At 69.7% G+C, this 15,311-nt stretch carries 4 protein-coding genes; all 4 read left to right on the top strand.

Annotated features, from left to right (window positions below):
* The first annotated feature begins 11 nt into the window (after positions 1-11).
* A complete protein-coding gene (locus tag JO379_RS26790) occupies positions 12-11,723 on the top strand; it encodes a non-ribosomal peptide synthetase (RefSeq protein WP_209517321.1) in 11,712 nt (3,903 codons plus the stop codon).
* A gap of 208 nt (positions 11,724-11,931) precedes the next feature.
* Positions 11,932-12,939 carry an ATP-binding cassette domain-containing protein gene (locus tag JO379_RS26785; RefSeq protein ID WP_209517319.1) on the top strand — a complete coding sequence of 336 codons (1,008 nt, stop codon included), beginning with the start codon at positions 11,932-11,934 and terminating at the stop codon, positions 12,937-12,939.
* Complete coding sequence (locus tag JO379_RS26780; protein ID WP_130881591.1) at positions 12,936-13,733, top strand: ABC transporter permease; 798 nt, start codon at positions 12,936-12,938, stop codon at positions 13,731-13,733. Before JO379_RS26785 ends, JO379_RS26780 begins: the two co-directional genes overlap by 4 nt.
* Before the next feature lie 188 nt (positions 13,734-13,921).
* Positions 13,922-15,130, top strand: a complete 1,209-nt coding sequence (locus JO379_RS26775; RefSeq protein WP_130881592.1) for an acyltransferase family protein — start codon at positions 13,922-13,924, stop codon at positions 15,128-15,130.
* Positions 15,131-15,311 lie beyond the last annotated feature (181 nt).

Raw genomic sequence — 15,311 nt, 5'->3', positions numbered from 1 at the left:
AGGAAAACGCGATGAAGAAGTCAGGGCTCGAGGACGTCCTCCCGCTGTCGCCGATGCAGCAGGGCCTGCTGTTCCACTCGATGTACGACGAGGAGGGCGGCTCCGACGTCTACACCATTCAGCTCAACTTCGCGATCGAGGGCGAGCTGGAGATCGCGGCTCTGCGGGACGCTGCCGCCGGTGTGCTCCGTCGGCACGCCAATCTGAGGGCGGGTTTCCGGTCCCGCAAGACCGGCGAGCCGGTTCAGGTGATCCCCCGCGAGGTGGAGCTGCCGTGGACCGATGTGGATCTCAGCGGTCTGCCCGAGGCGGAACGCGAGCGGGAGCTGGCGCGGCTGGTCGCCGAGGACCGTGCCCGCCGCTTCGACCTGGCCCGGCCTCCGCTCATCCGCTTCACCCTCGTCGCCATGGGGTCGGACCGTTATCAGTTCCTGGTGACGCACCATCACATCCTGCTGGACGGCTGGTCGTTCTCCCGGGTGCTGGGTGAGCTGTTCGAGTTGTACGGCTCGAAGGGGGACGACTCGGGTCTGCCCCGGGTGACTCCCTACCGTGAGTACCTCGCTTGGTTGGGCCGGCAGGACCGGCCGGCCGCCGAGGCCGCCTGGCGGTTGTCGTTGGAAGGGCTCGACGAGCCCTCCCTGATCGCCGCATCCGAGCAGTCGGTGTCGAACAGCCGCAGCAAGCACACGGTGTGGCTGTCCGCGCAGCAGACAGCGGCGCTCAACCAGGCCGCCCGGCAGGCCGGCGTGACCGTCAACACCGTCGTCCAGGCGGCCTGGGCGACCGTGCTGAGTCAGCTCACGGGACGGGACGACGTGGTGTTCGGCGCCACGGTCTCGGGCCGCCCCGCGGACATCCCGGGCATCGAGTCCATGGTCGGTCTGTTCATCAACACCCTCCCGGTGCGGGTGCGGATCGACCCGGCGGAGACCTTGGGCGGTCTGCTCGCCCGGATCCAGGACGAGCAGTCCGAGCTCATGCAGCACCAGCACCTGGGCCTGAACGAGGTGCAGCGGCTGAGCGGGCACAGTGAACTCTTCGACACCATCGTCGTCTTCGAGAACTTCCCCGTCGACGAGGCGAGCCTGCAGAAGTCCTCGGGTGCCCTCGGCATCGTGGCGAGTGAAGTGCAGGACGACACCCACTATCCGCTCACCATCGCCGTGCTCGTCGGCGAGACCATGGAACTGCAGCTGGCCTACCAGCCGGAGGTCCTCGGTCCCGAGCTGGCGGAGTCCGTCGGGGACGCTCTCGTGCGTCTGCTGACCACGGTGTCCGACGATGTGAACCGCCCCGTGGGCCTCAGGCAGCTCGTCTCGCCGGAACAGTCCGTGCGCCTGCTGGCCGGGAGCGTGGGAGCCGAGGTGCCGGTGCCGCGCGAAGAGATGCTGCATGACCTTCTGGAATGGCATGCCGCGCGCACCCCGGACGAGATCGCCCTGGTGTGTGGCACGGAACGGCTGTCGTTCGCCGAGCTCAACAACCGTGCCAACCGGATCGCCCGGCTGCTCGTCCAGCAGGGTGCCGGCCCGGAGCGGCTCGTCGCCCTCGCTCTTCCCCGCTCGGCGGACCTGGTCGTGGCTCTGTTCGCGGCCGTCAAGTCCGGCGCCGGCTATCTGCCGCTGGACCCGGAGTACCCGGCCGACCGGATGGCCTTCCTCTTCGAGGACGCCTCCCCCGCGTGTGTGATCACCCTGAGCGGTATCGCTGACGGGCTTCCGGATACCGGCACCGACGTTCCGCGCGTCGTCCTCGACGACCCCGAGGTCGCGCGGCTGCTGGCCGGCCTGCCCGAGGAGAACCTGGCCCAGACCGAGCGCCTCGCGCCGGTGACGTCCGACAACCTCGCCTACGTGATCTACACGTCGGGTTCGACGGGTCGGCCCAAGGGCGTCATGGTCGCGCACCACAGCGCCATGAACCTCTTCCGCAGCCTCCAGGCGGACCTCTTCCGGCGGGGTACGGAGGCTGTCGGCGGGCGGCGTCTGAAGGCCTCGCTCACCAGTACGTTCACCTTCGACGCGTCGGTGGACGGCATGATGTGGATGCTGGACGGCCACGAGCTGCACGTCATCAGTGACGAGGTGCGGCGCGACCCCGAGCAGATGATCCGCTATGTCCGGGACGAGCGGCTGGACTTCGTCTACTTCACCCCCATCTACATGGAGCAGCTGCTGGCCGCCGGGCTGATGCGGACGTCCGGACACCGGCCGCACATGTTGCAGTGCGGTGCCGAAGCGATGAGCGACGCGCTGTGGCAGGAGTTCCGCTCCCTGCCCGATGTCATCGGGCACAACTACTACGGGCCCACAGAGACCACCGTGGTCGCGCTGTGCTGCCCGGTCGAGCAGAGCCCGAAGCCTTCGATCGGCCGGCCGTTGGGGAACGTCCGGGCGTACGTCCTGGACTCGCAGCTGCGGCTGCTGCCGCCCGGTGTGGCGGGTGAGCTCTACATCGCCGGGCCGTACGTGACCCGCGGCTATCTGGGGCGGCCGGCGCTGACGTCGGAGCGGTTCGTGTCGGATCCGTTCGGCGGGCCGGGCGAGCGGATGTACCGCACGGGCGACGTGGTGCGCAGGAGCCCGGAGGGCCTGGTCGAGTACCTGGGGCGGGCGGACGACCAGGTGAAGATCCGGGGCTTCCGAATCGAGCTGGGTGAGATCGGCGCGGTGCTGACCGATCACGAGTCGATCGCGCACGGCGTGGTCGTGGTGCGCGAGGACCAGCCCGGCAACAAGCGTCTGGTCGCCTATGTCGTCGCGGCCCCGGGTGCGGTCGCGGACGCCGACGTGCTGCGTGAGCATGTGGCGGGGCTGTTGCCGGAGTACATGGTGCCGGCGGCGTTCGTGGTCCTCGACGCGCTGCCCGCGACCGTCAACGGGAAACTGGACCGCAAGGCCCTGCCCGCGCCCGACTTCAACCGCGCGGTGTCCGGCCGGGGCCCGCGCGACCCGCGCGAGGAGGCTCTGTGCACGCTGTTCGCGGAGGTCCTCGGGCTGGAGCAGGTCGGCGTCGACGACAGCTTCTTCGAGCTGGGCGGCGACAGCATCGTGTCCATCCAGCTCGTCAGCCGGGCCCGCCGTGCCGGGCTGCTGTTCACGCCTCGTGATGTCTTCAAGCAGCGGACCGTCGAGGCCCTCGCCGCGATCGCTCAGGACGTCAACGACACGAAGCCCGACCGGGCGGCCCCGGACGCCGGTGTCGGCACGGTGCCGCTCACGCCGATCATCCACCATCTGCGGGAGACCGGCGGTCCTGTGGACGGCTTCAACCAGGCCATGGTGGTGCAGGTTCCGGGCGACTACGACCTCGGGACGCTGACGAAGGCGCTGCAGGCCGTGCTGGACCACCATGACGCGCTGCGGCTGCGGCTGTCCCGTCCTGAGGACGGCAGCTGGGCCCTGGAGATCACGCCCCGGGGCTCCGTTCGCGCGGAGGACCTCGTGCACCGGGTGGACGCGGCCACGGCGCCGCTGGGCGAAACGGCTCAGGCGGCCCAGGAGCGACTGGCCCCGGACGCCGGTGTGACGCTTCAGGCGGTGTGGTTCGACTCCGGCCCGGACGTGCCCGGCCGTCTGCTGCTCATGGCACACCACCTCGTGGTGGACGGGGTCTCCTGGCGGATCCTGCTCCCGGACCTCGCGGCGGCGTACGACGCGGTCGCCGCCGGACGCGAGCCGGACCTGGAGCCGGTGGGTACCTCCTTCCGGGCTTGGGCCCAGGGTCTGGTGGAGGCGGCGTCCTCCGAGGCCCGTGTCGCCGAACTGGACGTCTGGACCTCCATGCTCCAGGTCGAGGACCCCCGGCTGGGCTCCCGTCCGCTGGATCCCGAACGCGATGTGATGGCGACGTCCGGTGGCCTGTCCGTCTCGCTGCCCGTGGATGTCACGGGTGCGTTGCTGTCGCAGGTGCCCGCGGTGTTCCACGCGGGTGTCAACGACATCCTCCTCACCGGTTTCGCGCTCGCTGTGAGCGACTGGAAGCGACGCCGGGGGCTCGGCGGGTCCGGAGCGCTGATCGATCTGGAGGGCCACGGCCGCGAGGAGCTCGTGCCCGGTGCCGACATCTCCCGCACCGTCGGCTGGTTCACCAGCATGTTCCCCGTCAATCTCGACCCCGGTGTGAGCGAGCACGACTGGCCCGACGTCTGGGCCGGCGGACCCACCCTCGGCAACGCCGTCAAAACCATCAAGGAACAACTCCGCGCCCTCCCCGACAACGGCGCCGGCTACGGACTGCTGCGCCACCTCAACCAGCAGACAGCAGCCACCCTCGCCACCCTCCCCACCCCCCAGATCAGCTTCAACTACCTCGGCCGGCTCGGTGGTTCGACCTCCGAGGCGGACGGCGGCACCGAGGACGACCTGGGTGGTGGCGCCGACCCGCGGATGCCGCTGACCCACGTGCTGGGGCTCAATTCGATAGCCCGGGAGACTCCCGAGGGCCCGACCCTGGTCGCCACCTGGGCGTGGCCGCTCGAGCTGTTCAGCGAGGACGAGGTGCGGGACCTGGCGGAGAGCTGGTTCCGCGCGCTGCGGGCGATCGTCACCCACGCCGAAGGCCCCGGCGCCGGCGGTCACACCCCTTCCGACCTCTCCCTGGTCAGGCTGGCGCAGCGCGACATCGACGCCCTGGAGACCCGGCAGCCGCGGTTGGCGGACGTGCTGCCGCTCGCTCCTCTGCAGGAGGGCCTGCTCTTCCACGCGTTGTACGACCAGCAGGGATACGACGTCTACACCGTTCAGTTCACCTTTGAGATCGAGGGCGACCTGGACGGCGCGGCCTTGCGGACGGCCGCGGACAACCTGCTCAAGCGCCACGCCAACCTGCGGGCCGGGTTCCAGATCCTGGACACCGGCGATGCCGTGCAGGTGATCCCGTCGGAAGTGACGGTGCCCTGGACCGAGCTGGATCTGAGCGGCCTGCCCCAGGCCCGTCGCGAGGCCGAGCTCGCCCGCGTGCTGGACGAGGACCGCAACCGCCGCTTCGATCTGGCGGCTCCGCCGCTGATGCGGTTCGCGCTGATCACGCTCGGGCCGGGCCGGTACGTCTTCACGGTCACCAATCACCACATCCTCATGGACGGGTGGTCGTTCGGGGCTCTGCTGGGCGAGCTGTTCGACATGTACCACCACAAGGGTGACGCCTCCGGCCTGCCGAGGGTGACGCCCTACCGCGACTATCTGGCCTGGCTGGCCCGGCAGGACCGGCCCGCCGCCAAGGCGGCCTGGGCCAAGGCACTCGACGGTTTCGAGGAGCCGACCCTGCTGGCACCGGTGGACCCCTCGCGGAAGCCGGTGGTCCCGGAGCGGGTCTCCAAGGAGCTGCCCGCGGAGTTCGCCGCGGCGCTGCGTGAGACGGCCCGTGCGCACGGTGTCACGCTGAACACGCTCATGGGGCTGGCATGGGCCGTCACGCTGGGGCAGCTGACCGGCCGGGACGACGTGGTGTTCGGTACGACGGTCTCCGGCCGTCCCGCGGACATCCCGGGCATCGAGTCCATGGTCGGCCTGTTCATCAACACCCTCCCCGTGCGGGTCCGGATCGATGCGGCGGAGACCGTGGGCAGTCTGCTCACCCGGCTCCAGGACGAGCAGTCCGAGCTCATGCCGCACCAGCATGTGGGCCTCACTGACATCCGGGAGGCGACGGGACTGGGCGACCTGTTCGACACACTGCTGGTGTACGAGAACTACCCGGTCGACAACGACGCGCTCGCGCAGTCGGTCGGTGATCTCTCGGTGATGAGCACCGAGCCGCTCGATGCCACCCATTACCCGATCGGGGTCCTGGTGATCCCGCTCGGTGAACGGCTGCACGTGCGCGCCGACTACCGCGCCGACGTCTTCGGTCCCGAGGCGGCCGAGCGGATCGTCGCGCGCTTCCTGCGGGTGGCGGAAGCCCTGACGGATCCGTCGCGGGTGATCGGTGAGCTGGAACTCCTCTCCGAGGAGGAGCGCCGGCAGCAGCTGTTCGAGTGGAACGACACGGCGCACGAGGTGCCCGGGGCGATGCTGCCCGAGCTGCTCGAGGCCCAGGCCGCGGCGACACCGGACGCCGAGGCCGTGGTGAGCGGTGCCGGGCGCCTGACGTACGCGGAGTTGAACGAGCGGGCGAACCGGCTGGCCCGTCTGCTGCTCACCCGTGGTGTCGGCCCGGAGAGCTACGTGGGTGTGGTCCTCACCCGGACCGTGGAACTGCCGGTCGCGCTGCTCGCGGTGGCCAAGACGGGTGCGGCGTACCTGCCGGTCGACCCGGACTACCCCGCCGACCGCATCGCGTACATCTTCTCGAACACCAGGCCCGTCTGTGTGCTCGCCGACTCCGACACGGCGCCGAAGCTGCCCGTGGACGCCTCCTCCCTGGTGGTCGTCGACAACGCGGTGGTCCGGAACGCGGTGGCGACCCTGCCGGGCACGGACCTGACCGACGAGGACCGGACGGCGCCCCTCTCGCCGGCCCACCCGGTGTACGTCATCTACACGTCGGGATCGACCGGCCGCCCCAAGGGCGTGGTGGTCGAGCACCGGTCGCTCAACCTCTATCTGGCATGGACGCGGGCCCGCTTCCCGGCGGTTTCCGGCCGTGCCCTGGTCCACTCCCCCGTCTCCTTCGACCTGACCGTCACGGGCCTGCTCGGCACCCTGACCGCGGGCGGCTGTGTCCATCTGACCGAGCTGGACGATGACGCCGCCCGGGAGGACTTCGAGCAGCCCGGCTTCGTCAAGGCGACGCCCGCCCACCTCGGTCTGCTCATGGCGCTGCCGGAGCGGTTCTCCCCCTCCGGGGAGCTGGTCCTGGGTGGCGAGGCCTTGCTGGGCGAGGTGCTGGACGAGTGGCGGCGCCACCACCCCGGTGTCACCGTCATCAACGAATACGGTCCCACCGAGGCCACCGTCGGCTGCACCGAGTACCGCGTCGAGCCCGGTGACAGCTCCCCTGCGGGCGCCGTTCCCATGGGCCGTCCGATCTGGAACACCCAGCTGTACGTCCTGGACGGCCGGCTCCGGCCCGTTCCCGTGGGTGTCGGGGGTGAGCTCTACATCGGCGGCGACCTCCTGGCCCGCGGCTACCTGGGCCGCCCCGACCTCACCGCTGGACGCTTCGTCGCCAACCCCTTCGGTGCCGCGGGCGGGCGTATGTACCGCACGGGTGACATCGTCAAGTGGCGTGCCGACGGGCAGTTGGAGTTCGTCAGCCGCGTCGACGACCAGGTGAAGGTGCGGGGCTTCCGCATCGAGCTGGGCGAGATCGAGGCCGCCGCGGCCGCGCACCCGGCCGTCGGCCAGGTGCTGGTCGTGGTCCGCGAGGACCGGCCGGGTGACAAGCGCATCGTGGCCTACGTGATCCCGGCCGAGGAGGGTGGCAGCCCGGACCCGGCCCAGCTCCGGAACCATCTGGCCGCCACGCTGCCGGACTACATGGTGCCTTCCGCGTACGTGGTGCTGGAGTCCTTCCCGCTGACGCCCAACGGCAAGCTGGACCGCAAGGCGCTGCCGGCCCCCGACTTCAGCGGGCAGGTCTCCTCGCGGGGACCGCGCACCGCGCGGGAGGAGACCCTCTGCGCCCTGTTCGCCGATATCCTGGGGCTGGAGCGCATCGGCATCGACGACAGCTTCTTCGAGCTCGGCGGTCACTCGCTCCTGGCGACCCGCCTGGTCAGCCGCATCCGCTCCGCCTTTGAGATCGAACTGGGGGTGCGCGCGGTCTTCGAGGAGCCCACGGTCGCCGGCCTCGCCGGCCGGCTGGACTCGGCGGGCGCCTCGCGTCAGGCGCTCGGCGTCATGGAACGGCCGGAGGACATCCCGCTGTCGTTCGCCCAGCGGCGCCTGTGGTTCCTGAACCGTTTCGAGGGGCCGAACGCGACGTACAACATCCCTCTGTGCACCCGGCTGCTGGGAACGCTGGACCTGGCCGCTCTGCAAGCGGCACTGGGCGATGTGGTGGCCCGGCACGAGAGCCTGCGCACGGTGTTCCCCGACGTCGAGAACCGTCCCCGCCAGCAGGTCCTGCCCGTCGGCCGGGCCGTCCCGCGGCTCGTGGTCACCGATGTCACCGCCGGCGACCTCGACCAGGAGGTGAGCGCGGCGGCGCAGCAGGGCTTCGACCTCGCCCATGACATCCCGCTGCGGGCGCATGTGTTCCGGGTCGCGGCCGATGATCACGTCCTGCTGATCGTGATGCATCACATCGCGAGCGACGGCTGGTCGCTGACCCCGCTGTCGCGGGACCTGTCGACGGCCTACGCGGCCCGTTGCGAGGGCACGGCCCCGCGGTGGGAGCCGCTGCCGGTCCAGTACGCCGACTACACGCTGTGGCAGCGCCAGGTCCTGGGGGACGAGAGCGACCCCGGCAGCGCGCTGGCCGGGCAGCTGGCCTTCTGGCGCACCGCGCTGGCCGGCATCCCGGAGGAGCTGCCGCTGCCGACGGACCGGCCGCGCCCGGCGGTGACGGACTATCGCGGCGGCATGGCTCCGCTGCGGATCGCGCCCCACATCCATCAGCAGGTGGCGGACCTGTCGCGCGCCTGCGGGGCGAGCGTGTTCATGGTGGTGCAGGCCGCCCTCGCCGCCCTGCTGGGCAAGCTCGGTGCCGGTACGGACATCCCGATCGGCACCGTGATCGCAGGACGGACCGACGAAGCCCTCGACGACCTGGTCGGCTTCTTCATCAACACCCTGGTGCTGCGCACCGATCTGTCCGGCAACCCGTCCTTCCGCGAGCTGGTGGAGCGGGTCAAGGAGACCGACCTGGCCGCGTACGCCAACCAGGACGTGCCGTTCGAGCGTCTGGTGGAGGAGATCAACCCGGTCCGTTCCATGGCTCGGCACCCCTTGTTCCAGGTCATGCTGGCCTTCCAGAACAACTCGACCGAGCGCACGGACATCCCCGGAGCGCGGATGCTCCCGCACCCGGTGGGACTGGACGTCGCGAAGTTCGACCTGTCCTTCGACCTCGGCGAGCGGTTCGCTCCCGACGGCTCCCCGGCCGGCATCGAGGGCGGCATCCACTTCGCCACCGGCCTCTTCGACCAGTCCACGGTCGAGACGCTGGCGGCGCGGCTGGAGCAACTGCTCGACGCGGTGACCGCCGCACCCGAGCGGGCGATCACCCACGTCGACGTGCTCACCGAGCGGGAGCGGCAGCGGGTCCTCCACGACTGGAACGACACCGAGCGGGCCATCGAGCCGGTGACCCTCCCCGCGCTCTTCGAGACGCAGGTGGCGCTCACGCCGTCGGCGACCGCCGTGGAGTCCGCCGAGCTGTCCCTCGGCTACGCGGAACTCAACGCCCGCGCCAACCAGCTGGCGCATGCCCTCATCGCGCGGGGCGTGGGCCCCGAGAAGGTGGTGGCCCTCGCTCTGCCGCGCTCGGTGGACATCGCCGTCGCCCAGCTGGCCGTGGTCAAGGCCGGCGCCGCGTTCCTCCCCGTGGACCCGGACTACCCGGCCGACCGCATCAGCTACATCCTCGACGACTCGGCGCCCGCCCTGCTGGTGACGGACTCCGAGCACGCCGCCCGGCTGCCCCGGCACGGCGTGCCGCAGGTGCTGCTCGACACCGTCGACCTGTCCGCGCAACGGCGGGACAACCCGGGTGTCCCGCTGTCCGTGGCCCACCCGGCCTACCTCATCTACACCTCCGGCTCCACCGGCCGGCCCAAGGGCGTCGTGGTCACGCACCACGGTCTGGCGAGCTTCGCCGCGGTGGAGGTGGAACGGTTCGATGTGACCGCGGACAGCCGGGTGCTGCAGTACGCGTCACCCAGCTTCGATGCCTCGGTGCTGGAGCTGTGCATGACGTACGCGGCGGGCGCCACGCTCGTGGTGCCGCCGCCGGGGCCGCTGGCCGGTGAGGTGCTGGCCGAGGTACTTCTCGGGCGCGGGGTGACGCACGCGCTGATTCCGCCCGCGGCACTGGCCTCGGTGCCCTCCGGTGACTTCCCCGCCTTCCGTTCCCTGGTGGTCGGTGGGGACGCGACGTCGGCGGAGCTGGTCGACCGCTGGGCACCGGGCCGCCGGATGGTCAACGCCTACGGCCCGACCGAGTCGACCGTCGCCGCGACCATGAGCGATCCGCTGGCGGCCGGGACGGGGACGCCGGCCATCGGCCGCCCCGTCCACAACACCCGGGTGTACGTCCTGGACCCGGGGCTGCGCCCGGTCCCGGCGGGCGTCGCGGGCGAGCTGTACGTCACCGGCGCCGGGCTGGCCCGTGGGTATCTGGGCCGGGCGGCTCTCACTTCCGAGCGATTCGTCGCCTGCCCCTTCGGCGGGCCGGGTGAGCGGATGTACCGCACCGGTGACATCGCCCGCTGGACCACCGACGGCCGGCTCTCCTATCTGGGGCGTGCCGACAACCAGGTGAAGGTCCGCGGCTTCCGTATCGAGCTGGGCGAGATCGAGTCCGCTCTGGTCTCCCATGACCAGGTCGCCCAGGTCGCGGTGGTCGTACGCGAGGAGAAGCCGGGTGAGCCCGCGCTCGTCGCGTATGTCGTACCGGAGGCCGGGGACGGGGCGGGCCAGGCCGAGCTGCGCCGGCACGTGGCGGCCTCGCTGCCCTCCTACATGGTGCCGTCCGCGTTCGTCCGGCTCGACGCCCTTCCGGTGACGCCCAACGGCAAGCTGGACCGCAAGGCGCTGCCGGCCCCGGACCTCGGGGAGTCGGCGGGGTCCCGGGGGCCGCGCACTCCGCAGGAGGAGATGCTGTGCGGTCTGTTCGCGGAGGTGCTCGGGCTGGAGCGGGTCGGTATCGACGGCAACTTCTTCGAGCTGGGCGGCGACAGCATCGTCTCGCTCCAGCTCATCAGCCGGATCCGCTCGGTCCTCGGCATCAAGGTCAGCAACCGTGCCGTCTTCGAGACGCCGACGGTCGCGGAACTCGTCGAGAGTCTCGGTACGGACTCCGGTCGGGACGGCTTCGAAGTACTGCTGCCGCTGCGCCCCGGCGGGGACAAGCCGCCGCTGTTCACCTTCCACGCCACTGGTGGACTCGCCTGGGGCTACGGTGAGTTCCTCAAGCAGATCCGGTCCGAGTACCCCGTCTACGGCCTGCAGGCACGTGGCTTCAAGCCGGGTGAGCCGCTCGCGGAGAGCATGGCGGCGATGGCCGCGGACTACATCGAGCAGATGCGTTCGGTGCAGCCGCACGGTCCGTACCACCTGCTGGGCTGGTCGTTGGGGGCGCTGACCGCGCAGGAGGTCGCCACCCAGCTCCAGGAGCAGGGCGAGGAGATCGGCCTGCTGGTCAACCTCGACCAGGTGCCCTTCGAGGAATCCTTGGGCGACGGCCGGCCGGAGTACACCGAGCAGATCGTCTTCCGGGCCCTGCTCCAGGTCGCCGGGCTGGACGTGGATTCCGTCGGGGACGACGTCGTACTCGAGTACGCCCAGGTCATGGAGATGGTGAGCAGCCGGGACAGTGCGCTCGGAAACCTCGAGCCGCATCACATCGACGCGTTCGCCAAGGTCATGGAGAACAACTACCGGATCGTGTCGGACCACCGGCCCAAGGAGCTCAAGGGAGACATGATGGTCATCGTGTCGCTCTATCAGCACGGCGACGAGGCGGTGCCCCGCATGGTCGACCTCTGGCGGCCGCACGTCACCGGCAGGATCGAGACGCACCCGATGACCGCCTCGCACCACGACCTGATGTCACCCGGCACCGCGGCGGAGATCGGCCGCCTGGTCTACGACAAGCTCAGGTCGCTCGACTGACCCTCCGGGGGCCTGTCCGCCCGGCGCGGGCGGACAGGCCCCCGGACCCCGTGACAGCTTGCTGCCTCTTCTCTTGTGACGGCCCGCGGGCCGCCCTTTGGATGGGCGGGAGTGCACGAATCGACAGCCACCGCTGGACGGGGCGCATACCGGACCGTTCCGAGGATGCCCAAAGCGCGTGATCCGTCATCAACTTGGGAGTGAAGGCATGGAAACAGCGATCTCTGCGGAGGGGCTCCGCAAGAGGTACGCGGAGCATGACGTGCTGGCCGGCATCGACCTGACCGTGGCGACGGGTGAAGTGCTGGGTCTGCTCGGCCCGAACGGCGCGGGCAAGACCACCATCGTCCGCATCCTCGCCACGCTGCTGCCCTTCGACAGTGGCAAGGTCACGATCGCCGGGTTCGATCTCTCCAAGGACAAGCGTGAGATCCGCCGCCGCATCGGCCTGACCGGGCAGTACGCGGCCGTCGACGCCATACTCACCGGGCGGGAGAACCTCCGGCTGATCGGTGTGCTCCTCGGGCTGGGACGGCGCAAGGCACACCTCCGTGCCGACGAACTGCTGGAGCAGTTCGATCTGACGGCTGCCGCGGACCGACCGGCCAAGTCCTACTCCGGTGGTATGCGGCGCCGGCTCGACCTCGCCGCCAGCCTGGTCACCACGCCCACCGTCCTCTTCCTCGACGAGCCGACCACCGGCCTGGACGTCACCAGCAGGCTGCTGCTGTGGCGCATGGTCCGGGAGCAGGTGGCGAACGGCGTGTCCGTGCTGCTGACCACGCAGTATCTGGAGGAGGCCGACCAGTTGGCGGACCGCATCGTGGTTCTCGACAAGGGCGGGCTCATCGCCGAGGGCAGTCCGGAGGAGCTGAAGCGCAAGGTCGGCGGCGAGCGTCTGGAGGTGTCCGTGGCCACCGAGGCGGAGCTGCCGGCCGTGATCCGGGCCATCGGCAGCGCGTCGGCCGAGGCTCCGTCGGTGGACGAGAAGGCGAAGCTCGTCTCGATTCCGCTGGTCGGCGGCATGAACACCCTCGCCTCGATCACCGCCGAGCTCAAGGCGGCGGCAGTGGAGCCGGTGGACTTCGCCATCCGCCGCTCCTCCATGGACGACGTCTTCCTGGCACTCACCGGCCAGACGGTGTCGGCCGAGGGCAACACGGCGGCGGACCGCCGGACCGCCGGGCGGCAGACACCACAGGGAGAAGCGGCATGACCGAGACCATCACCAACTCCTGCGCACTCATCGGCCGGCACATCCGGCACCTGACGCGCACACCGGAGCAGTTGCTGAGCATCACCCTGATGCCGGTGGTCTTCGTCCTGGTCTTCGGATACCTCTTCGGCAGCGCCATGAAGGTACCGGGCGACCAGTCGTACCAGGACTACATCATGGCCGGAATCTTCGTCCAGGTCGTGCTGGGCAACATGACGCTGAGCTCGCTGGGCGTCATCAGCGACCTCGACAACGGGCTGATGGACCGCTTCCGTTCACTGCCGATGTCCCGTTCCGCCGTGCTGATCGGCCGGACCACCCACGACCTGATCCTGACGGTCTGGTGCTTCATCCTGATGTCGGGCATCGGCTATCTCATCGGCTGGCGGGTGCACGAGGGCGTCTGGTCGATGCTCGGCGGCTTCGGCCTCATGCTCCTGCTGGGCTTCGCCACCTCCTGGGCCGGTGCGCTGCTGGGTCTCACCCTGCGCAGCGCCGAGGCGGTGAACGCCCTCGGCGCGGTCATCGTGATGCCCTTGTCGTTCCTGTCCAACGCCTTCATCCCGCTCGACGGACTGCCCGGCTGGATGCGGGCCATCGCCGAGTGGAATCCGGTGAGCCCCGTCGTGCTGGCATGCCGGAAGCTGTTCGGCAACGCCACTCCGGATACGGCCGGCCACGCGTTCCCCATGCAGTACCCGATACCGATGGCGGTGATTCTCTCGGTCGCCATGCTGGCGGTCGTCGTTCCCCTGACCATCCGGGCCTACGAAAGGGCCGCCACCAAGCAGTGACTTCACGCTCCGGCGCGAACCGGGCCGCTCCCACTCGGGGGCGGCCCGGTTCTTTGTTGTCATCCGACGCCAGGGAAACCACGGCGCGAAGGGATTGGCGGCAGCTTGCTGCAGAAAGGCTGGAAACAGTCGTCCGGGCCGTACAGAATCCGATTCCGACTCGACCCGACAATCAGATGCGGTGAGTAATGAACAAGAACGTCGGAAGACCACAGGGGTCTCGGCTGGGGTCACTCACAGGGGTGCGGTTCCCGGCCATATTCCTGGTGTTCCTGAACCATATCCACATCGGGATCGCCTTCTCCTCGCAGAGCGCCTCCAACACCTACTACAAATACTTCGGGTGGATCGGGCAGGCCGGACTGTCGCTCTTCTTCCTCATCAGCGGCTTCCTTCTGGTCTGGACCGCACGGGAGAAGGAGTCGCCGCTGCTCTTCTGGCGACGGAGAATCATCAGAATCGCCCCCCTGCACTGGGTGACATTCGGTTTGTCGATGGTCATCTTCGCTTCCCCGATCGTCACCGACACGGCGGCCGTCCTCAACTTCCTGATGCTCTCGTCGTGGTCCTCCGACCCGGAGATCTTCGGCAGCATGAACGCGCCGAGCTGGTCCCTGACCCTCCTGATGTTCTTCTACCTGGCATTCCCCGCCCTGCACTGGGCGGTGAAGCGGATCCCCACCAAGTACCTGTGGTGGTGCGCCGCCGCGGTCGTGGCCGTGATCGTGTCGGTCACGATCGTGGTGCGGGCCGTGGTCCCGGTCGACCCGCTGATCGTGCCGCAGGCGCCGGCTTCCTCCGTCAAGGCCTTCTACTACATTCAGATCTTCCCGGTCACCCGGATTCTCGAATTCGTGCTGGGAATCCTGATGGCCCGGATCGTGCTGTCCGGCCAGTGGATCAGGATTGCCCGTCCGCTGCCTCTCGCGGGACTGCTCGTGGTCGGCTTTCTCGTGGCTTACCAACTGCCGCGGGAGTACCGTCTCGTCGCCGCGATGATCATTCCGGTGGCACTCTTCGTCGCGGGCCTCGGCGCCGCGGACATCGAGGGCCGGAAGTCCGTCCTCGCGAGCCGTCCCCTCCAGTGGCTGGGAGACATCAGCTTCGCCTTCTTCCTCATCCACTGGCCCGTGATCATGTTCTTCCTCGAGGTCTTCGGGGAGACGCGCACGAACTCCGTCCCGGAGTTCATCGGGCTCGCGGCGCTCGACTTCACGGTGAGCGTCATCCTTGCCTGGCTGCTCACCATCGGCCTGGAGCGCCCGCTCGTCCGTCTGCTGTCGAAGCCACGCGGCGGAAAGAAGGCCGATGCCCAGCCGCAGACCTCCGGCTCCCCGGTGAGCTCCCCCTCGGCGGACCCGGCCCCGGTCGGTTCCTCCACGTCCGCGGTCAACTGAGCTGCCCCGCATCCATGGTGGGCTCACCGAGCCCCACCCGTAGGCAGGGGCAGCGCTCCGGCTACTGAGGCGCCTGTTTGACGACCATCCCGGTCGTCAGGCAGGCGCCTCAGTAGTGTCCGGCCACCCGTGCAGTCATCCGTCCGTCTCCAGCCGGGTCCGCGTCGACAACGACGAAGCC

The sequence above is a fragment of the Streptomyces syringium genome (assembly GCF_017876625.1).
In the GTDB taxonomy this organism is placed as follows: domain Bacteria; phylum Actinomycetota; class Actinomycetes; order Streptomycetales; family Streptomycetaceae; genus Streptomyces; species Streptomyces syringius.
Note: the sequence above shows the minus strand (reverse complement) of the source record. Positions and strands in the feature narration are given on the sequence as shown.